Source organism: Myxococcus sp. AM010, assembly GCF_013372585.1.
Taxonomy (GTDB): domain Bacteria; phylum Myxococcota; class Myxococcia; order Myxococcales; family Myxococcaceae; genus Myxococcus; species Myxococcus vastator.
Genome location: NZ_JABXEO010000029.1, coordinates 59,719 through 80,107 on the forward strand (window position 1 = coordinate 59,719; position 20,389 = coordinate 80,107).

Below are 20,389 nucleotides of genomic sequence, written 5' to 3' on the forward strand. Positions count from 1 at the left end.
AGGTGCATCGTGGCGAAGGCAACGCGGTACGACGTGGTCGTCGTGGGCTCCGGCTTCGGAGGCTCCATCAGCGCGCTGCGCCTGGCCCAGGCGGGGAAGTCGGTATTGGTCCTGGAGCGCGGCAAACGCTACCGGCCCGGCGGCTTTCCCCGGGACGTGACGCGCACGGACGAGGTGCTCTGGCGCCATGCCGAGCGGCGCAAGGCGCAGGGCCTCTTCGACGTGCGCTTCCTGTCCGGCATTGGCACGGTGACGGCCAGCGGCGTCGGCGGCGGCTCGCTCATCTACGCCAACGTCCACGTGCGGCCGGACGCCGAGGTGTTCGAGGACCCGCGCTGGCCCCAGGCGTACCGCCGGGACTCGCTGGAGCCCTACTTCGACAAGGTGGCGCGGGAGCTGCGGCTGAACCCGGTGCCACCCTCGATTCCGCTGCGCAAGCGGGACCTCTTCCAGCGCGCGGCCCGGGGCATGGGGCGCGAGACGTTCGACCCGCCCGTGGCCGTGGCCTTCTCGGAGCCGCCGGGGCCGGGCCGGCGCGTGTGCCAGCTCTGCGCCGAGTGCGAGTTCGGCTGCCAGCACGGCGCGAAGAACACCATGGACCTGACGTACCTGGCGCGGGCGGAGGCGCTGGGGGCGCTGGTCCTGGCGCGCACGCTCGTCTCCCACGTGGAGCCGGTGCGGGAGGGGTACCGCGTCCACTGCCGGGACCTGGTGTCGGGGGAGCGGCACACCGTGGAGGGCTCGCGGGTGGTGCTGGCCGCGGGGACGCTGGGCACGGTGGAGATATTGCTGCGCAGCCGGGACGTGGCGCGGACGCTGCCGCGCGTGAGCCGGCGGCTGGGCCACGGCTATTCGGGCAACGGGGACTTCCTGGCGTCGATGCAGGGCGCGCGCGAGGACATCCAGCCCTGGGTGGGCCCCGACGTGTCCACGGTGATGCGCTTCACCGACCATCAGCCGCGCTTCACGCTGGTGAAGGCCACGTTCAACCAGCCCGCCACGGAGGTCCTCGCGGGCCTGGGACAGCCGAGCCTCGGGCGGCTCCAGGGACTGGGCGCGCCGCTGTGGACCTGCCTGGGGCCCGCCCTCCACGCGGCCCTCAAGAAGGGGCTGCTGAGCCGGCCTCTGCGCGACGACGTGGACGCGGCTCGCACGTCCAATCTCTTCGGCATCGGCCAGGACAACGCCAACGGGCGGATGCACCTGGAGGACGGGCAGCTCGACGTGTCGTGGGACTTCGCCGGGGAGAACGCGGAGCTGGTGCGGCGGATGACGGACGCGATGCGGGACCTGGCGGCCCAGTACGGCGCCACCTTCGCGCCGCTGGTCACCTGGCAGCTCTTCAAGCGGCCTTTCACGGTGCATTCGCTTGGCGGCGCGCATCTGGCGGAAGCTCCCGAGCGCGGCGTGGTGTCCACCGAGGGCGAGGTCTTCCACCATCCCGGGCTGCACGTGGCGGACGGCTCCGTCATCCCGACAGCCCTCGGCTTCCACCCGGTGATGACCATCAGCGCGGTGGCCGAGCGCATCGCCGAGGCCGTGGTGCACGGATTCTCATCTCATTCGAGGAGCGCTTCATGAACACGCTGCCTTCCGCCGAGAGGCACGACTTTCCCGCGGACGACGGCGTTCCGTTGCAGCTCACGCGTTACCAGGGCGGCGCGAAGGGGCCCGTCCTCCTCGTCCATGGCGCGGGGGTGTGGAGCGGCATGTTCATGCTGCCCACGGTGCAGGAGAACTTCGTGCAGCACCTGGTGCGCCACGGCTACGACACCTGGCTGCTGGACTGGCGCGCCAGCGTGGAGCTGCCGCTGCGGCAGTTCACGCTGGATGACGCCGCCCGCCACGACATGCCCGCCGCCGTCCGGCGTGTCCGCGAGCGCACCGGCGTGGACACCGTGCAGGCGGTGGTGCACTGCGCGGGCTCGGCGACGTTCTTCATGGCGATGGCGGCGGGGCTGCTGCCGGACGTCCAGAGCGTGGTCGCCTCGCAGGTGGCGCTGCACCACATCGTCCCGCCCGCGACGCAGCTCAAGGCGATGCTGCGGCTGCCGGACGTGCTGGACATCACCCGCGACTACCTGACGCCGGACGAGGACCCGAGCAGCCCCTTGTTCCAGGCGGCCTTCGGCACCTTCGTGGACCTGCTCCGTCATGAATGCGACAGCACCGTCTGCCGCCGGCTGACGTTCATGTACGGGCAGCTCTTCCGGCACGCGCGCATGAACCGGGAGACGCATGACCGGCTCGACGAGCAGTTCGGCCCCTGCAACATGCTGACGTTCCGTCACCTGGCGCAGATGGCGCGCTCGGGCTACGCGGTGGGCTTCGACCATGGCCGGGAGGAGAACCTCCGGCGCTATGGCCGGGAGCGGCCGCCGTCGTACCTGCGCGCCGAGCACCTGAAGCGCCCCATCACCTTCGTGTCCGGAGAGCAGAATGGCACGTACATGCCCGCGTCCACGGAGCTCACCTACGAGTGGCTGCGCGAAGAGAACGGTGAGTCGTACTACCAAAGGAAGGTCCTGGCGGGGTACGGCCACCTGGACACCTTCATGGGAAGCACTGCGTCGCAGGATACGTATCCGGTGATACGCGGCGCGCTGGAGGCCATGGCCTGAGCGGATGAGGCGGGGTACCGTCCCTGTTCCCGCCCCATGGACACCTCCTCACCTTCAACGGCGCAGTCGCCCGCCGGTGCGCCGCCGGCCGGCCTGGGTTGGATGGCCCGCTTCGGCCCCGGCATGCTCGTCGCGGCCACGGGCGTGGGGGCAGGGGACCTGCTCACCGCGAGCCTGGGAGGCTCCGCGGTGGGGATGGCCATCCTCTGGGCCGCCGTCGTCGGCGCGGTGCTGAAGGGCTTCCTCAACGAGGGCATCGCGCGCTGGCAGCTCGCCACGGGCACCACGGTGCTGGAGGGCTGGGCGCGGTTCGGCGCGTGGCTGCGCTACGGCTTCTTCCTCTATCTGCTGGGCTGGAGCTTCTTCACGGGCGGGGCCCTCATCTCCGCCTGCGGCGCCGCGGGCGACGCGCTGTGGCCCCTGTCGAGCGATCCGGACACGTCGCGGCGCCTCTGGGGCGTGGTGCATTCGCTCGTGGGCCTGGGGTTGGTGTGGGCCGGGGGCTTCCGCTTCTTCGAGCGGCTGATGGCGGCGTGCATCGGTTTGATGTTCGTCACGGTGATCTTCACGGCCGCGGCCTCGGGACCGGACTGGAGCGCCGCCGCGCGCGGGCTGGTGCTTCCGACGATGCCCGAAGGCGGCACCGCCTGGGTGCTGGGCCTGCTGGGCGGCGTGGGTGGCACCGTGACGGTGCTCTCCTACGGCTACTGGATTCGGGAGCGAGGCCGTGAAGGCGCGGGGTGGCTGCGGACGTGTCAGGCCGACCTCGCCTTGGGCTACTCGCTGACGGCGCTGTTCGGCATCGCGATGGTCATCATCGGCTCCACCGTGCAGCTCCAGGGGAGCGGCCTCCGGGTGACGACCTTGCTGGCGCAGCGGCTGGGCGACATCATCGGGCCGTTCGGCTACTGGCTCTTCCTGTGGGGCTTCTGGGCCGCCGTGTTCTCCAGCCTGCTGGGCGTCTGGGAGGGCATCCCGTATCTCTTCGCGGACTTCCTGCGCGTCCACCGCCAGGAGCCCGCGCGCGCGCCGCCGCTGCGAAGCACCCGGGCGTGGCGCGGCTACCTCGTGGCGCTGGCGGTGGTGCCCCTGCCGCTGCTGTGGGTGCCCCTGCAACGCGCCCAGCTGGCCTACGCGTTGATGGGCGCGTTGTTCATGCCGCTGCTCGCCGCGACGCTGCTGTGGATGAACAACCGCCGCGCGTGGGTGGGGGCGCTGCGCAACGGCTGGCTCGTCAACGCCGCGCTCATCGCCACGCTGCTCCTGTTCCTGGGCGTGGGGGCGAGCGAAGCGCTGGACGCGCTCCGCAAGTTGATGGCGCCCTGACACTCGCGCCGCTACGCGCCTTCGGCCACCGCGGGCGGGGCCTCGCCCGGTGTCTCCGAGACCGACGTCTCATCCCAGCCGATGTAGCGCACGCCCTCCAGGGGCTTGGGCGCGTGGAACTCCAGGGCGCCCACGGTGGAGGTGAGCCGTCCGTCCGGTCTCCACGCCGCGAAGGGATGGGGGCGCGTGAAGCGCTCCAGCGCACAGGTGGCCACGTCGCTCTGGGCCACATGGACGTCCCAGCCCGTCGGGTCCCGGTACACGTAGCCCACCAGCGTCTTGGGGTCGCACCACGCTCGGCCCTTCACCGCCACCGTGGCCGAGCGGGCCTGGAAGCGCAGCTCCCCCGGCTGAGGCGACCGCAGGCGCGTGAACAGCAGGTCCGGGGCTTCGTGGAACCGGTGCTCCCGCTGCGCGGTGCGCAGGTAGATGGGCGACAGCCTGGGACTGAGCGGATGCTGGCGGGCGCGCACGGACAGCACCTCCAGGCGGGCCTCCGGGTCCTCCTGGAAGCGCGGCACGTAGAGCCACGTCAGCTCCTCCAGTCGGCGGTGTCCCCACAGGTGCTTCTGCAGCCCCGGCGCTCCCTGGACGTCATACCGGTGCCCATCCACCGTGACGGCGCCGGTGAAGGTGATGTCGTCATGGGCATGGGCCACGTGCGTCGTCAGTGGCAGCAGGTCGGCGCCCCGTGGAGCGCGGCGCACCGCCTCCGCGGTCTCCGGCGTGTAGCGCAAATCCCATTCGATGGAGTGGCCTCCCGAAGCGACGCGGCCATGGCTCCGGCCCGGCGCGAGCTCCGCGTCGCCCAGCCGGATGCCGAAGCGGCCAGGCGCCTCGGTGGAGAAGCGGGTGAGGGGATGGATGGCCTTCAATCCCAGCGCGGGCGTGGCGGTGGCGCAGTCGAAGGCCGCCGCCCATAGCATGGCGCGAGGCGCACCGGGCGCTCCCGGCGCGGGCGTGAAGAGCGTGTAGCGGAACCACCAGGCGCGCTCACCCCCAGGGTCGAGCACACACAGGAACCAGATCTCGAAGAAGCCTTGCTGCCCCTTCCAGCGCGGAAGATTGGCGCGCTCGCTCGACGGCATATCGTCCCCCCTCACCAACGGCGCCAGGGCGCCATCGCGTCGGCTACCGTCGCAGAGGGGCGGCCCCCAGGGCAAGCCGCCTCAGCGGCCCGAGTCCTTCCAGGAGACGCGGTACGTGACGCAGTGCTCGTCGAAGGCGCGGACCTCCACCGACGCGGCCACGCCGCCAGCGGCCCGGGACATGGCGAGCATGACGCCCTGCTTGAAGTAGCGCAGCATGCCCGGCTCGTTGAGCCAGACCTCGGCCTCCGTCGGTCCCGTCTCCGTGATGCGGACTTCGGTGTAATTGTTGCTCGTCCGGAAGCCATGCTGCGCCTTCGACAGCATCCGCCGGGGCCCCAGCAGCTTCATCACCCCGAGCAGGGCGCGGCCCATCAGCGTGTCGCGGTAGCCGTCAATCATCCGCTCGCCGAGCATCCGCCACGCCACCTCGTCGGGCTCTTGGGGGTGCAACGCCTTCGCCGTCAGCGAGACGCAGCGAATCCACGACTCCAGGGAGTACGCGGGGAGCAGTGGCCGGTCCAGGTTCAGGCCCTCGCTTCGCAACTGCTCCTTGAGCAGGGGCGTCACCCGCCCGGAGAGTCCCCGGACGAAGAGCCCTTCCACGATGGGAGGGAAGACGAGTCTTTCGGCCATGGAGTGCATTCCAGCCCGGGCTGTACCCGCCGGGTCAAGCCAGGCCCCTGAGGTTCTATGCGGCGCTGACATACGTGGGTTGCGCACCTATCACAGTGCCGGTCCGCCGGGGATGCGCACCGCGGCCTACGCCGCGGGTTGTCCCGCCGGGCGCTTCGCGTAGCGCTCCGCCAGGAGCGAGCACACGAGGAGCTGCGCCTGGTGATAGAACATCAACGGTAGGACGATGAGCCCCAGGGCGGGGTTGGCGCCAAAGAGCAGCCGCGCCATGGGAACGCCCGAGGCCAGTGTCTTCTTGGACCCACAGAAGACCACCGCGATTTCGTCCTCCTTGGAGAAGCCCAGCGCCCGAGCCGTCCGCGTGGTCAACACCAGCACGGTGACCAGGAGGAGCACCGCGCCCACGAAGGCGATGCCCAGCACCTCCGCGCCGTAGTCGGAGAACAGGCCCGAGGCAATGGAGTCACAGAACGACGAATAGACGAGGACCAGGATGAACACCCGGTCGAAGGTGTTCGTGTAGGGCCGGTAGCGGGCGAACCAGCCGCCCACCAGCGGGCGCAGCAACTGCCCCAGCGCCAGGGGGAGCAGCAACAGGGTCGCCAGCTTGAGGACGGCCTGACCCATGGACAGCGACTGGCCGGTGGCGCTGGCGAACAGGCCGATGATGAGCGGCGTCAGCACGATGCCCAGCAGGCTGGACAGGCTGGCGTTGAAGATGGCGGCGGGCACGTTGCCCCGGGCGGCGCCCGTCATCGCGACCGATGAGGAGATGGTCGACGGCACCGCGCAGAGATAGAGCAGCCCCATCGACACGTCGGACGGCAGCCAGCGGCCCACCAGCACGTCGCCCAGCCACCACAGCAGCGGGAACACAACGAAGGTGAAGGCCTGGACCACCACATGGACGCGCCACGTCACCACGCCCGCGCGGAGCTGGGCCGCGGGCAGGCCCAGGCCGTGGAGCAGGAACACCGCGAAGATGCCCACGTCGGCGACGACGTCCGCGTGCATCGGCCCGCCCGACGCGCCGAACGCCGGGAAGAGCGCGGCCAGGAGGACGGCGCCGAGCATCCCCAGCAGGAACCAGTCCCGGGCAAGTCGTTTCACGAGGCGAAGGGGCATGTCCGCCCCCCTTACTCCGGGCGGCGGCGGACCTCCACCGAGGAGTGCGCGGGGCGGGCAGGCGGAGCCATTGCCGGCGCCGGCGCCATGGTCCACCATGCGGACATGAACATGAATCCACATTCAGGTCGGTGCGCGCTGGTCACGGGGGCGGCTCATGGAATCGGCCTGGCGGTGGCGGAGGCCCTCACGGCGCAGGGCGCGCGGGTGCTGCTGGCGGACCTGGACGAGGTGGCCGGGGCGGAGGCGGCCAGAAGGCTGACTGGCGCCCGCTTCCAGCGCGCGGACGTCTCCTCGCGCGAGGACTGCCGGGCCCTGGTGGCCACCGCCGAGCGGGAATGGGGACGCCTGGACATCCTGGTCAACAACGCGGGGGTCCAGCATGTCTCGCCGGTGGAGGACTTCCCCGAGGACCGCTGGGAGCAGCTCCTCCGCATCATGCTGGTGGGGCCCTTCCTGCTGACGCGCTACGCGCTGCCGCTGATGTACGCCCGCAAGTGGGGACGCATCATCAACGTGTCCTCGCTGCACGGCCTGGTGGCGTCGCCCTACAAGTCCGCCTACGTCTCCGCGAAGCACGGCCTCATGGGGCTGACGAAGACGGTGGCGCTGGAGGCCGCGGACAAGGGCGTCACGGTGAACGCCGTCTGTCCCGCCTACGTCCGGACGCCGCTGGTGGAGCGGCAGATCGCCGACCAGGCCCGCGTCCACGGCATCAGCGAGGCGGAGGTCGTGGAGAAGGTCATGCTGGCGCCCGCGGCCGTGAAGCGGCTGCTCGAGCCCTCCGAGGTCGCCGCCTACATCACCTTCCTGTGCTCGGACGCCGCGGCCGGCATCACCGGGGCGGCGCAGGTGATGGACTGTGGCTGGACGGCGCGCTGAGCGCGTCCGGAGCCGGACTTCCCGGAGGCGCTTCGGTGAGCTGCTCCCGGAACGTCTCCGCGGACAGGTAGACGGACACCAGCGTGATGACGGCCAGCGCGACCATGTAGAGCGACACCGGCCAGGACTGTCCACCCGACCAGGCGAGCAGCGCGGTGGCAATCACCGGTGACAGGCCGCCCGCGAACACCGACGCCAGCTGATACCCCAACGACGCGCCGCTGTAGCGGACGCGGGTGCCGAAGAGCTCGGAGAAGAAGCTGGCCTGGGGGCCATACATCGCCGCGTGCGCGATGATGCCCAGGACAATGGACAGCCAGATGAGCGCCGTCGCCTTCGTGTCGATGAGCCAGAAGAAGGGGAAGGCCATCAGCGCGCAGCCCACGGCGCCCGCCAGGTACACGGGGCGGCGCCCGAAGCGGTCCGACGCGGCGCCGAAGAGGGGAATCGCCACCAGGTGGACCGCCGTGGCCACCAGCACGCCGTTGAGCAGCGTGGAGCGGGGCAGGCCCAGGCGCTCGGTTCCGTAGGAGAGGACGAACGTGGTGATGATGTAGAAGAAGCCGTTCTCCGCGAAGCGCGCGCCCATGGCCAGGAGGATCTGCTTCGGGTACGTGCGCAGCGCCTCCATCACCGGGAGGCCGGGAGGGTGTGGCTCCTGCTGGCGCTGCTGGAAGACGGGGGACTCCGCCACGCGCAGGCGGATGAACACGCCCATGCCAATCAGCACCGCGCTGAGCAGGAAGGGGACGCGCCAGCCCCAGGCGAGGAACTGCGCCTCGGGGAGCCGGGAGAACACGGAGAACACCGCCGTGGCGACGAGCAGCCCCGCGGGCGCCCCCATCTGCGGCCAGCTCCCGTAGAAGCCTCGGCGGTGGGCGGGCGCGTGCTCCACGGCCATCAGCACCGCGCCGCCCCATTCGCCGCCCAGCCCGAAGCCCTGGACCAGCCGCAACAGCACGAGCAGGGCGGGGGCCCAGGGGCCCACGGTGTCGTAGGTGGGCAGCAGCCCCACGGCGAAGGTGGCCACGCCCATCAACATCAGGGTGGCGCTCAGCATGGCCTTGCGGCCAATCCGGTCGCCGTAGTGGCCAAACACCACGCCGCCCAGGGGCCGGGCGATGAAGCCCACGGCGAAGGTGCCGAAGGCGGCCAGCGTGCCCGTCAGCGCATCGAAGGAGGGGAAGAAGAGGCGGTTGAAGACGAGCGCCGCCGCTGTTCCATAGAGGAAGAAGTCGTACCACTCGATGGCGGTGCCAATGAAGCTGGCCACCGCCACCTTGAAGATGGAGTCCTGTGTCCCAGCCATGCCTTCCCCTCCCGGGTTGGACTTCCGACGACGTTAGAGCACCAGTCGCAGCGTCGCGAAGTACGACGCGTCAATCTCGTCCCGCAGCCCGTCCTGCTTCTTCTGGTAGCGCGCGTAGCGGGCGCCAATGGCCACGTCGTCGGTGAACCAGTAGGTGCCGCCCACGTTGAGGAACGTCTGGAGCGTGCGGGTGATGGGCTCGCTCGCCGGCGTCTCTCCCGTCGGGACCACGAAGCCGGGCGAGCGGTCGGAGACGCGCGCGAACTGGAAGCCGATGCCGGACCGGCCGAGGACGTTGATGTCCATGCCCGCGGAGACGGTGGTGGCGGTGTAGTGCGTGTCGAGCAGCTGGTCGGCGAAGCCGGGCGCGCTGTTGACGACGTCGTTCTGCACGCGCGCGATGTTGAAAAAGGGCGTGATGAACAGGGGGATGCCCACGTTCGTATGCAGCTTCAGCATCACGTTGCCGCGCAGGTTGTTGCCACGCAGCAGCGGGTCGGTGCGTGACGACGTCTGGTAGTTCACGTCGAACACCTGGGCCTGCGCCTTGAACTCCACCAGGTCGCTCGCATAGGTGAGGGACGGGCTGAGCACCTGGAAGTGCAGGTCGTCATCGGGCTGGCCGTTGCGGTAGTTCGCCAGGGGCCGCTCCCAGAAGCGGCTGCCGCCGCCGAACGAGCCGCCCACCTGGTAGGAGCTGGAGGTGCTGAGCGGGTTGGCGGCGGTGAAGCCCATGCCCACGCGGAAGCCGTTCCATTCATAGGCCGCCTGGGCGCCCTGGCCCCGGTTGAAGCCGCTGTAGAGCAGCGGGTCCCGCGTGTACTTGTCGGCCAGCAGCGTGTCCGCCACGTGGGTGGAGATGAAGTCCACGCTCGCGGGGTCCAGGACGATGCCCGCCTCCAGGGTGGTGTTCCACCGCTGGAGCCGAATCACCTGGTCGCGGACACTGAGGGAGGCCGTGCCTTCCCACACGCCCGAGCCGTGCGCCTTGATGTTGCGCTCGAACTCGCTGCGGAACGAGACGTACGGGCCCAGGCGGCCTTCGAAGCCGAAGCGCGTGAGGGCCAGCGTGGTGGCGCGGCTCTCCCGGTTGCGGTTGAGCGTCTGGATGAGGTTCTCCACGTGCACGCCCCCCGCGATGGCCAGCACGGGCTTCACGTAGAACGTCTCGTTGCCCACGGCGATGCGGGGCCGGATGACGGGCGGCGGGCGGGAATCCACCACCTCGGTGGTGCCCGCCATCTCCTCGGGTGTGGAGGCCGCCAGCACGTCCTCCTGGGGCGCCTGGGAGACAGGCTCGCTCCCGGAGGGCGGAGCGGCCGAGGTGGCCTCCGGCGGGGTGGGGACCTCCGAGGAGGCGGGCGCGGCGGTCTGGGCCCAGGCCCCGGGCGATGCGCCCAGGACAACCGCGCACAGGGGGGCGAGGACGGGGAGTCGCTTCAGCTTCATGGACAGGCTCGAGGAGGAGGCGCGGTGACGTGAGAGGCCGCCGCCGCGGGCCCGCGCTGGAGGGGAGGGGCGCGGGCCCGCGGCGGCGGCCAGAAGGGGCGGGCGGCGCGTTACTCGGCCAGGTAGCGCAGCACCAGGTCCATGCCGGCGTTGGAGCGCATGGAGCCGAAGTGGTTGGCGATGAAGCCCTTGTTGAAGTAGCCGCTGGTGTCGTAGTCGTTCAGCGTGGTGAGCGTGTTCGTCACGCAGCCGTCCATCTCGATGCGCGAGGCGGCCTCGGACACGTAGAGGTCCTGGTAGTTCCGGCCCTGCTCCTTGTCCGTCATGGTGATGGTGTAGTAGCGGACCACGTTCCCACCGCACTGGCCCGTCTTGCCGAAGGCGTAGTCGCCGTCCGCGCAGGGCGTGCTGAAGAGGTCGCGCGGGCCGTTGAGCGGCTTGTGGAAGTACGTCTGGACATAGTTGGAGCGGCTGCCCATCTCACAGACGATGGTGCCGCGCATCGTCGGGTTCCGTGCGCACAGCTCGCCCAGCGCGGGGTCATAGGTGGACACGCCGTGGTTGGCGCCCGAGCCCATGATGACGTGGCTGACCTGGGTGAAGGGGTTGAAGCTGCCCGCCCGGCCCTGGGTCCAGTCGACGTAGAGCCGGCGGAGCGCGTCGCGCGCCACCGTCACGCCCAGGGAGTGGCTGATGAGCGCCACCTTCCGGTTGGGGTTGTTCTGCATGACGGCCTTCACCATCGACTGGAGGATGGGCGTGGCCCAGCCATGGTCGATGTTGCCCGACGAGTTCTGCGTCTGGCTGTTCTCCGCCGGGTCCACGTTGGTGACGATGTCCGTGCGGAAGTCCACCGCCAGCACGCGGTAGCGCTGGGCGATGAGCCGCTCCGCCAGCTGCTCCCGCGCCGTGCTGTCCGCGGTGAACTGCACCTGCTCATACGCGGTTTCCACGGTGGTGCCCGCTGGCAGGAGGAACTTCTCCCAGGTGTGCGGCCGGGTGGAGTTGCCGTGGACCAGGATGATGATGGGCCTGGTGGTGTCCTCGTTGTTCTGGATGTACTCCTTGGCCGCGCAGGGGAAGCCCTCGATGACCGCCCGCTGGCCGTTGATGAAGCCGCTGGTCGCGTTGGGGCCGCCGAAGGCGCTGTTGCCCGTCCACTTGCCGTCGTTGTTGCCATCGACGTACGGCGTGGTGCCCGTGGTGTTGGCCCTGTCGTAGTAGAGGTTTTCGATGGAGCAACCGGGGTGGTTCGTGAGCGGCCGGTAGTGGCCGTCGTAGCTCTGGTAGTTGTCCCGGTTCTGCGGCACCGTGGTGGTGATCTCCGCCATCTCGGGCGCGTCCGTGATGGGCCAGGCCGTGATGTCGATGCCCGCGGCGGTGACCTCCGCCGTCTTCGCGGCGATGCGCTCCCGGCAGGCCACGACATCGGCCGGCGTCGGGTCCGTGGGCGTCGGGTCCTCGCCAGGATCCTGGTTCTGGCACGCCAGACCACACAGACCGATCACCGCAGCTACAGTCCGCACACTCATGCGACGTGTTGCCATTCGCTCGCTCCGTTTCAATCGCTGACAGGGATGACGATCCGTACCAAATGCCACGCCAGTGAATCAAATCAGACTTGAAGGGTGATTCATATTTCGGTCGCGCTGGCTCCGGCCCATGGCGTCATCGCAGCGCGTCAGGAGTTGAATGGTGATTCAGTATTCCAATCGTTCAGTCAACTGAGGGATGGCGTGTGCGTCGCGCCGCGTCAGGGGTTGGGCTGGGTGAGTCGGCGTTGCGGCGCGTCATGTATTGGGACCTGCGGTAGGCTCATGTCCCATGAGTCCTCGCCACCTCAGCCGGAGTGAGTTCCTGGCCCTGACCGGGCTGCTTTCGGGGTCCGCGCTCCTGCCTCGCGGCGCCCAGGCGGCCGTGCCTGCCGCGCCAGCTCCGAAGGTGACGGTGGCAACGCCCGTGTCTTCCGCGGCGCTGCGCCGGAGCTGTCGGGCCGCGCTGTCATCTGGCGCGCCGGTGGACCCGGGCGCCGAGCTCATCCGCATTGGCGAATGGGTCCAGGGCAAGGGGCTGGATAAAGACTTCTACGGCAACGGCGCGTTCGTGCAGGACTTCGAGGCGCGCATCGCGAAGCTGCTCGGCTGTGAGGATGCGTGCTTCATGCCCACGGGCACCATGGGCCAGCTCATCGCGCTGCGCATCTACGCGGATGCCAGTGGGAACCGGAACGTGGGGGTGCACCCGTCGTCACACCACGTGCTGCACGAGAACAACAGCCACGAGGTGCTCCACGGCCTACGTGACGTCCTCATCGCGCCGTGGAACCGGCCGTTGCGGGCCTCGGACGTGCGCGGGGCGAGAGAGCCCCTGGGGACGGTCAGCGTGGAGCTGCCGGTGCGCTGGCTGGGCGGTCAGCTGCCCACGTGGGCGCAGTTGGAGGACCTCAAGCGGACCTGCCGTTCGAAGGGCGTGCAGCTCCACCTGGATGGGGCGCGGCTCTGGGCGTGTCGGCCGTTCTATCAGCGCGCCTACGCGGACATCTGCCGGGGCTTCGACTCCGTCTACGTGTCCTTCTACAAGACGGTGGGCGCCATTGGCGGGGCCATGCTTGCCGGCAAGCGTGAGTTCATCCGGAGCGCTCGCATCTGGCGGCACCGCCACGGGGGCAACCTCTATCAGATGCTGCCGTACGTGGCCTCGGCGGCCATGCGGCTGGATGACGCGCTGGCGCGAATCCCCGAACACGTCCGGCGCGCGAAGCTGCTGGCGGACGCGCTGGCCGCCGATGAACGCCTGAGCGTGCTGCCCCAGCCGGTGCAGACGAACATGTTCCGCGTCTACCTGCGGGGCGACCCCGTCGAGCTGTCCGCCCGGAGAGATGTCATCGCGCGCGAGGACAAGGTCTGGGTGGCCAACGGCTTCAGCGCCACGCGCGTGCCGGGTGTCTCGGAGACAGAGCTGCAGGTGAGCGACGAGCTGAGTGACCTGACCGAGGAGATCGCGGCGAAGGCGTTCCGGCGGCTGCTGGACGCGGCCTGAACCCAGCGGCCTGTCGCGGGCCCTCAACTCGCGGGCGCCGCCGCTGGGGGCTCCTTCGTCCTCGCGAAGGATTCCAGGCGGTCCACCCGCCGCAGCTCGGGGAAGGCCCAGGCCCAGAGCGCGACCACCGCCAGCGTGCCCACCGCTCCCGCGACCACCGCGGGCACGGCGCCCACGTACTCGGCGAGCCCTCCCGCGCGGAACTCGCCCAGCTCGTTGGAGGCGCCAATGCACATCATGTTCACCGCGCCCACGCGTCCGCGCATGTCGTCCGGGGTGGCCATCAGCTCCAGCGTGTGGCGGACCACGACGCTGATCATGTCCGCGGCACCTGCGATGGCCAGCGCCGCCAGCGACAGGGGCAACGAGCGGCTCATCCCGAAGACGAGCGTGGCCGCGCCGAAGATGGCGACCGCGATGAACATCTTCCGGCCGGTGTTGCCGCCCAGGGGCCGCATGGCCAGGAAGACGGCGACCACCGCCGCGCCGAACGCGGGCGCACAGCGCAGCAGCCCCAGGCCCCAGGGCCCCGTGTGCAGGATGTCCCGCGCGTAGATGGGCAGGAGCGCCACCGCGCCACCGAAGAGCACGGCGAACAGGTCCAGGGTGATGCTGCCCAGCAGCAGGCGCTGCCGGCGAACGAAGCCCAGCCCCGCGACCAGGGTCGACAGGGAGAGCGGCTCGGCGGACGCGCGCCCGGTCCGCACCTTGAGGGTGAGAATCCAGACGACGGAGAGGGCACACAACGCCGCGGAGGCCGTGTAGGCGCCCGTGGCGCCGGCCCAGCCATAGAGGATGCCGCCCACGGCCGGGCCGCCAATGGTGGCCACCTGCCAGGTGGTGGAGTTGATGGCCACCGCGCGAGTCAGGTGCTCGGGCGGCACCAGATGCGGGGTGAGGGCGGAGCCCGCCGGGGCATGGAACGCGCGCGCCGCGCCGAACAGCACCAGGACGCCATAGACGAAGCGCACGTCGCGGATGTGGCCCAGGGTGAAGGCGAGCAGCAACAGGCTGCAGACCCACATCACCGTCTGGCACACCGCCAAGATGGTCCGCCGGTCCACGCGGTCCGCCACCTGGCCGCCCACCAGACACAGCGACAGGAACGGCACGAACTGCGCCAGGCCCGTGTAGCCGAGCGCGAGCGCGCTGCCCGTGAGCTCGTAGACCTGCCAGCCGATGGCCACCGACTCAATCTGGACGGCCAGCACCGCGCACAGGCGCGCCAGCAGATAGAAGCGGAAGTCGCGATGTTGGAAGATGGAGCGCCCGGAAGCCGCGGCCTGTTGAGTCATGCTCGCGGCGCTGTAATCCACGGGCCCGTCGCGCGCCACCGCCTGCGTGTGTCGGCTCCCAAGGAGGCATGGGTACGCCAACGTCGGCGTGGTACCTTCCGCTCCCGATGAACAATGATGCGAAGGACGGGGTGTGCCAGGGCGCCAAGCCACGCTCGGCGCCGCGCCTCCCGGGAGGCGTCATCGCAATGATGCTGCTGGCGGTCCTGAGCGGCTGCCGCAAGTCAGACGCGGAGCGCGCCGCACTGGAGCGGAATGAAATCGAAGCGCGCATTCGCGACGCCTACTCGCTGGTCCCATACCGGGCGCTCAAGCTGACGATGCGCGCGGAGGGCCAACCGAACGCTCCCGCCGAGGTCGTCGCGCTCGGGCAGATGCTGTCGGCCACGCGCGCGCTGCCGACGAAGCCTGCCTCGGAGGAAGAGGCGCTCCGCGTGGCGAAGTCGTACCTGGACCTGGGCGTCGCGTTCTACAAGGCCAAGAAGACGCTGGAGCAGCGCGACGAGGACGAGTTTCCCCTCTTGTGGAGCCGCATGCAGCCGGGCCAGCCGTTTCCGCTGCCGGGCTACGACGCGGGTCAGGAGCACGCGTTCCTCTCCGCGCTGTGGTTCGTTCTGGATACGGCGGACTCGGGCAACCGCGTGCCCGCGACCGACCTGGTGCTCTACGAGCTGTCGCGCGCCACGCCTCAGCCCGCGTGGCCGCCAGGGCTGCGCGTGTCGGTTCGCGGCAGCCGGGGGATGGCCTTCTGCGGCGCGGGGTATCATTACGCGGCCGAGGAGGAGCTGAGCGCGTTCCTGGCCGAAGCCGAGGCGTTGCCCGCCAGCGACTTTCCCGCGCTGCGGGATGCCTCGCCGGAACAGACGCGTGAGTCGCTGCTCGCCGCCGGGTACTTCCTGCGAGCCTGGAACCGCATGGGCCTCAAGCGCGAGCGTGCGGCGGAGGACGACCTGGAGCGGGGCCTGGGCTCCCTGGAGAAGCTTGGCATCGAGAACGAGCTGACGTGGTGGGGATGGGCCTTCATCCACTTCCGCCGGGAGCGCTACGACGAATCCGCGCGCTACCTCGACACCCTGGCCAGGAGCCCGTACCTGGGCGAGACCGAGCGGCGGGACCTCCAGGCCAGCGCGGACGCGATGCGCGAGCACGGCGAACGGCTGCCCATCTTCCTCCAGGCCCGGGCCGCCGCCATCCTGGGGCAGGCGCTGCTGGCGCGGGCGGGAGGGGCGGAGAAGATCCTCGTCTCACTCCTGGGCGCGGAGCGGGCCGGGCAGGTCCTGGCGCCCCTCCTCTGGATGGACCGGGTGCGTCAAGGCCTCGCACAGCGCTCCATGGACGACTTCTCCCGCGCGGCGGGGGATTCCTTTGATGGCGTGCGGGCCGCTGGTGGCAAGGGGCTGAGCGCATTGAAGGAGAAGCTGCTGGGCGGTGGGGGAGACACGAAGACGGCGGCGGAGAGTCCTCCGTAGGGTGTTGGCGGTGCGCTGGGGGGCCGTGCTATCCGCTGACGGCGCCATGAGCCCGACGAAGAAGACCGCCGCGAAGAAGGCCCCCGCCGCTGAGCTCCCCACGATTGCCTTCGCGTCGCCCGCGGCGTGGGCGTCCTGGCTCGAAGCGAACCACGCCTCGTCGCGCGGCCTCTGGCTGAAGCTGGCGAAGAAGGGCTCGGGCATCGACTCCGTCACCTACGCCGAGGCGCTCGACGTCGCGCTCGAGTGGGGCTGGATTGACGGGCAGAAGAACGCCTTCGACGACACCGCGTGGCTCCAGAAGTTCACCCCCCGGGGCGCGAAGAGCGTCTGGTCCCAGATCAACCGCGAGAAGGTGGAGGCGATCATCGCCGCGGGCCGGATGAAGCCGTCCGGACTGGCGGTCGTAGAGCAGGCCCGGAAGGATGGCCGCTGGGATGCGGCCTACGCCTCCCAGAGCAAGGCCACGGTGCCCGAAGACCTGGCTCGCGCCCTGGCCGCGAACGCCAAGGCGGCCGCGTTCTTCTCTACGCTCAACGCGGCGAACCGGTACGCCATCCTGTGGCGCGTCCACACCGCGAAGAAGGCGGAGACGCGGGCTCGGCGAATCGAGCAGTTCGTCGAGATGCTGGCCCGGCACGAATCGCTGGGCGCTTGAGCCGGGCGGGGGCACGGCAAGCCCCATGCCGGAGCCTCGACCCCGCATGGTGGGCTCAGGTGCACGTCACCTCGGGGGTTGCCACCACCAACTTCATCCTTTTTCACGAAAGGGCGCATGGAGCCCATGGCACGGTGCGTTTCGCTGCATCCTCGGGACGCGGCATGCCCCGGTGAATGGCCGGACTGCCGGTGGCATCACCATTGCTCCAGGCCGGATGCGTTTCATCGCCCCCGCATCCGCCAAGGGGAAGGCACTCCATGTTGCTCGACATGTACCTGTACTTCGGCCTGCCACTGCGGCCCGCGCCGCGCCGCGCTGCGTCCCAGGCCAGCCAACCCCTCACGTCCTCCGCCGAGCGCGCGGCTTCCGGAGTGAAGGCCGCGGCCGAGGCGCGCGCCCCGGAGCGGGAGGCGCCCCGGTTGACGGTCATTGACGGGGGCGCGGCTGACGCTCGATGAGCGTGGCGAGGGAGCGCCTTCACCTGCTCCTGGCGGGATGACGGCGAGGAAGCGCGGAGCTGATTCCGGGAACAAGCGGGCCGCTTGGGTGTTGCGGGCCGTCCCTCCAGCGTCATCGCTCCAGGAGCATCCATGCATCCCGTGACCCGATGCCTCGCGGCTGTCCTGCTGGCCACCGCCGCAGGCCCGGCGCAGGCGCAGTCCACCCCGCCAGCCCCGAAGCGCCCCTACAGCATCTCTCCCGAGCGCACCGAGCGCGTCCGCTCGCGGTACACCAAGTTCGAGTACCGCATCCCCATGCGGGACGGGACGCGCCTGTTCACCTCCGTCTACGTCCCCGCGGACGCGTCACCGGGGAAGCGCTATCCCGTCCTCCTGGTGCGCACGCCGTACAGCGTCGCGCCCTATGGCGTGGACCGGTATCCCCCCGCGCTGGCCCCCACCGAGGCGTTCGAGAAGGACGGCTTCATCTTCGCCTTCCAGGACGTGCGCGGGCGCAACATGTCCGAAGGCGAGTTCGTCAACGTCCGCCCCCACAAGCCGAAGAAGGCCGGGCCAAAGGACTTCGACGAGAGCACCGACACGTACGACACCATTGAATGGCTGGTGAAGCGCGTGGCGCACAACAACGGCCGCGTGGGGCAGTGGGGGATTTCGTACCCGGGCTTCTACGCGTCGGCGGGCGCCATTGATTCGCACCCGGCGCTCAAGGCCGTGTCGCCGCAGGCCCCCATCGCGGACTGGTTCTGGGATGACATGCACCGCCACGGGGCCTTCAACCTGGCGCTGGCGTTCAACTTCTTCTCCACCTTCGGCAAGCCCCGGCCCCAGCCCACGGACAACGAGGAGTGGCAGCGCTTCGAGCACGGCACGCCGGACGGCTACCAGTTCTTCCTGGACCTGGGGCCGCTGGGCAACGCGGACGCGAAGCACCTGAAGGGGGACGTCGCCTTCTGGAAGGACGTCTCGGCGCACCCCAACTACGACAGCTTCTGGCAGGCGCGGAACCTGCTGCCGCACCTGAAGAACATCAAGGCGGCGGTGCTCACGGTTGGCGGCTGGTACGACACCGAGGACCTGTACGGCCCGCTGCGGACCTACGCCGCCATCGAGAAGCAGAACCCCGGCATCTCCAACAGCCTCATCATGGGCCCGTGGCCGCACGGCGGCTGGCAGCGCGGCGGTGGCGAGTCCCTGGGCGACGCGGACTTCGGCTTCGCCACCAGCGAGGCCTACCAGGCGCTGGCGTTCGACTTCTTCAAGCACCACCTCAAGGGCGGGGGGAAGCCGGACGTTCCGGAGGCCCTGGTGTTCGAGACGGGCGCCAACCGCTGGCGCCGCTTCGACACGTGGCCGCCCAAGGGGCTGCGCGAGACGCGGCTGTACTTCCAGCCCAAGGGGGGACTGGCCACGACGGCGCCGAAGACGACGGGCGCGTCCTTCGCGGAGTACGTGAGCGACCCGGCCAAGCCCGTGCCGTACACGCAGGAGATGATGACGGGCTGGAGCAAGGACTACATGACGGAGGACCAGCGCTTCGCCGCGCGCCGGCCGGACGTGCTGGTGTTCGAGACGGAGCCGCTGGAGCGCGACCTCACGCTGGCGGGCCCGCTGGAGGCGGAGCTGTGGGTCTCCACGACGGGCACCGACGCGGACTGGGTGGTGAAGCTGGTGGACGTCAACCCGGGCAAGGTGCGCGGGTGGCGCAAGGGGGATGACGCGCAGGGGACGAAGAACCGGGGCCATCAGCAGACGCTGGTGCGCGGCGAGCCCTTCCGGGGCCGGTTCCGCGACAGCTACAGCGAACCCAAGCCCTTCAAGCCTGGCGAGGTGACGAAGGTGCGCTTCGTCATCAACGACGTGTTCCACACCTTCCAGCGCGGGCACCGCGTGATGATTCAAGTGCAGTCGAGCTGGTTCCCGTTCATCGACCGCAACCCGCAGACGTACGTGCCCAACATCTTCGAGGCGAAAGAGGAGCACTTCACGCGCGCCTTCCACCGCGTCTACCACTCCGCGGCGAACCCCAGCTTCATCAAGGTGGGCGTGCTGCCCGGCCTGGACGAGTAGCGCGAAGGGCACTCCCACGGGGAACCCACCATGCGTCACGCCATCAGGGCTGCTTCTGTGCAGCGGTGGAGGGACGGGTGTTCTCCTGGGGGTGCCTGACTTGCGTTCCTGTTAGCCTGATTGTTCACGCGGTGGCACCCGAGACGGGAGGGACATGACCGGCACCCAGGGGCCCGACACCGGGCTGGTGCGGCTGGATGGGAGTGAGGGCGAGGGGGGCGGGCAGATTCTCCGCACCGCGCTGTCGCTGTCCCTCATCACCGGCCGCCCGTTCCACCTCACCCGCCTGCGCGAGCGGCGTGAGCCGCCCGGTCTGCGTCCCCAGCACCTGGCCTGCGTGCGCGGCGCCGAGGCGCTGTGTGGTGGCGGCGCCTCCGCCGAGGGCGCCACCGTCGGCGCGTCTGAGCTCGCCTTCACCCCGGCCCCCGTGCGCGCCGGCGACTACCTGCTGGAGGTGGGCACCGCGGGCAGCACGCCGTTGCTCTTCCAGTGCCTCGTCTATCCGCTGGCCCTGGCCGGCGGGGGGCGCCTGACGTTGCGAGGCGGCACGCACCTGCCGCACAGCCCCAGCTTCCACTACGTGGCCACCGTCTGGCAGCCGGTGGCGCACGCGTATGGCCTGCCCGTGTTGCTGTCCCTGGTGCATGCCGGCTTCTACCCGGAGGGCGCGGGGGAGCTTGTCGCGGAGGTGGGGCCTCCGCAGGAGCCACCCCGGCTGGTGGAGCTGCCCGCGCGCGGCATGCTGCGCGAGGTCCGCGTGTCGTCCTTCACCGGCGGGCTGCCCTTCACCATCGCCGAGCGCCAGTCCCGTGCCGCCGTGGGGGCGCTGCGTGAGCGCGGCATCCTGGCGGAGGCGGACAACCGCCCGCTGGCGGTGACACGCTCGGTGGGGACCGTGACGTTCGTGCTGGCCCAGTTCGAGCACACCATCGCGGGCTTCACCGCGCTGGGGGAGCGGGGC

At 70.2% G+C, this 20,389-nt stretch carries 17 protein-coding genes; 10 read left to right on the forward strand and 7 right to left on the reverse strand.

Features of this window, described 5'->3' with window-relative positions; translation table 11 throughout:
• Nucleotides 1–9: 9 nt before the first annotated feature.
• From HV826_RS38095 to HV826_RS15865, 3 genes are all read left to right on the forward strand, one after another.
• The gene (locus HV826_RS38095) at nt 10–1,581 is read left to right on the forward strand and encodes a GMC family oxidoreductase N-terminal domain-containing protein (protein WP_368670935.1); all 1,572 of its coding nucleotides are present in this window, start codon (nt 10–12) and stop codon (nt 1,579–1,581) included.
• Nucleotides 1,578–2,621, forward strand: coding sequence for an alpha/beta fold hydrolase (locus tag HV826_RS15860; RefSeq protein WP_176417860.1), 1,044 nt, complete (start codon nt 1,578–1,580; stop codon nt 2,619–2,621). Before HV826_RS38095 ends, HV826_RS15860 begins: the two co-directional genes overlap by 4 nt.
• 102 nt (nt 2,622–2,723) lie before the next feature.
• On the forward strand, nt 2,724–3,947 hold the full coding sequence (locus HV826_RS15865) for an Nramp family divalent metal transporter (protein ID WP_255217252.1): 1,224 nt from the start codon (nt 2,724–2,726) through the stop codon (nt 3,945–3,947).
• 11 nt (nt 3,948–3,958) lie between these two features.
• Here HV826_RS15865 and HV826_RS15870 read toward each other — a convergent pair whose 3' ends face one another.
• From HV826_RS15870 to HV826_RS15880, 3 genes are all read right to left on the reverse strand, one after another.
• Nucleotides 3,959–5,035: a hypothetical protein gene (locus tag HV826_RS15870; RefSeq protein WP_176417861.1), complete on the reverse strand. Its 1,077-nt coding sequence runs from the start codon at nt 5,033–5,035 to the stop codon at nt 3,959–3,961.
• Nucleotides 5,036–5,116: 81 nt separating this feature from the next.
• Nucleotides 5,117–5,671: a DUF2378 family protein gene (locus tag HV826_RS15875; protein WP_217917372.1), complete on the reverse strand. Its 555-nt coding sequence runs from the start codon at nt 5,669–5,671 to the stop codon at nt 5,117–5,119.
• A gap of 126 nt (nt 5,672–5,797) precedes the next feature.
• Entirely contained in the window at nt 5,798–6,796 is a 999-nt protein-coding gene (locus tag HV826_RS15880) for a bile acid:sodium symporter family protein (RefSeq protein ID WP_176417863.1), read from the reverse strand.
• 111 nt (nt 6,797–6,907) lie between these two features.
• Here HV826_RS15880 and HV826_RS15885 point away from each other — a divergent pair, with 111 nt between their 5' ends.
• Nucleotides 6,908–7,678, forward strand: coding sequence for a 3-hydroxybutyrate dehydrogenase (locus tag HV826_RS15885; protein WP_217917373.1), 771 nt, complete (start codon nt 6,908–6,910; stop codon nt 7,676–7,678).
• On the opposite strand, the gene HV826_RS15890 is transcribed toward HV826_RS15885, so the two are convergent.
• The 3 genes from HV826_RS15890 to HV826_RS15900 all read right to left on the reverse strand — a co-directional run bounded on the left by HV826_RS15890 (nt 7,632) and on the right by HV826_RS15900 (nt 11,944).
• The gene (locus HV826_RS15890) at nt 7,632–8,987 is read right to left on the reverse strand and encodes an MFS transporter (RefSeq protein WP_176417865.1); all 1,356 of its coding nucleotides are present in this window, start codon (nt 8,985–8,987) and stop codon (nt 7,632–7,634) included. The genes HV826_RS15885 and HV826_RS15890 overlap by 47 nt on opposite strands.
• A 33-nt stretch (nt 8,988–9,020) precedes the next feature.
• Entirely contained in the window at nt 9,021–10,436 is a 1,416-nt protein-coding gene (locus HV826_RS15895; RefSeq protein WP_176417866.1) for a hypothetical protein, read from the reverse strand.
• A 110-nt stretch (nt 10,437–10,546) separates the two neighbouring features.
• Nucleotides 10,547–11,944, reverse strand: a complete 1,398-nt coding sequence (locus HV826_RS15900) for an alpha/beta hydrolase (RefSeq protein ID WP_176417867.1) — start codon at nt 11,942–11,944, stop codon at nt 10,547–10,549.
• A 316-nt stretch (nt 11,945–12,260) separates the two neighbouring features.
• On the opposite strand from HV826_RS15900, the gene HV826_RS15905 reads away from it, so the two are divergent.
• A complete protein-coding gene (locus tag HV826_RS15905; protein ID WP_176417868.1) occupies nt 12,261–13,475 on the forward strand; it encodes a low specificity L-threonine aldolase in 1,215 nt (404 codons plus the stop codon).
• A 23-nt stretch (nt 13,476–13,498) separates the two neighbouring features.
• On the opposite strand, the gene HV826_RS15910 is transcribed toward HV826_RS15905, so the two are convergent.
• Nucleotides 13,499–14,770, reverse strand: a complete 1,272-nt coding sequence (locus tag HV826_RS15910) for an MFS transporter (RefSeq protein ID WP_217918644.1) — start codon at nt 14,768–14,770, stop codon at nt 13,499–13,501.
• 68 nt (nt 14,771–14,838) lie between these two features.
• Here HV826_RS15910 and HV826_RS15915 point away from each other — a divergent pair, with 68 nt between their 5' ends.
• The 5 genes from HV826_RS15915 to HV826_RS15935 all read left to right on the forward strand — a co-directional run.
• Entirely contained in the window at nt 14,839–16,239 is a 1,401-nt protein-coding gene (locus HV826_RS15915) for a hypothetical protein (protein WP_255217253.1), read from the forward strand.
• A gap of 46 nt (nt 16,240–16,285) precedes the next feature.
• Nucleotides 16,286–16,897 carry a YdeI family protein gene (locus HV826_RS15920; protein ID WP_176417870.1) on the forward strand — a complete coding sequence of 204 codons (612 nt, stop codon included), beginning with the start codon at nt 16,286–16,288 and terminating at the stop codon, nt 16,895–16,897.
• Between the two features lie 260 nt (nt 16,898–17,157).
• Complete coding sequence (locus tag HV826_RS15925) at nt 17,158–17,358, forward strand: hypothetical protein (RefSeq protein WP_176417871.1); 201 nt, start codon at nt 17,158–17,160, stop codon at nt 17,356–17,358.
• Between the two features lie 132 nt (nt 17,359–17,490).
• Nucleotides 17,491–19,428, forward strand: coding sequence for a CocE/NonD family hydrolase (locus tag HV826_RS15930; protein ID WP_176417872.1), 1,938 nt, complete (start codon nt 17,491–17,493; stop codon nt 19,426–19,428).
• A 154-nt stretch (nt 19,429–19,582) separates the two neighbouring features.
• On the forward strand, nt 19,583–20,389 hold an 807-nt coding region (locus tag HV826_RS15935; protein ID WP_176417873.1), incomplete at its 3' end, for an RNA 3'-terminal phosphate cyclase.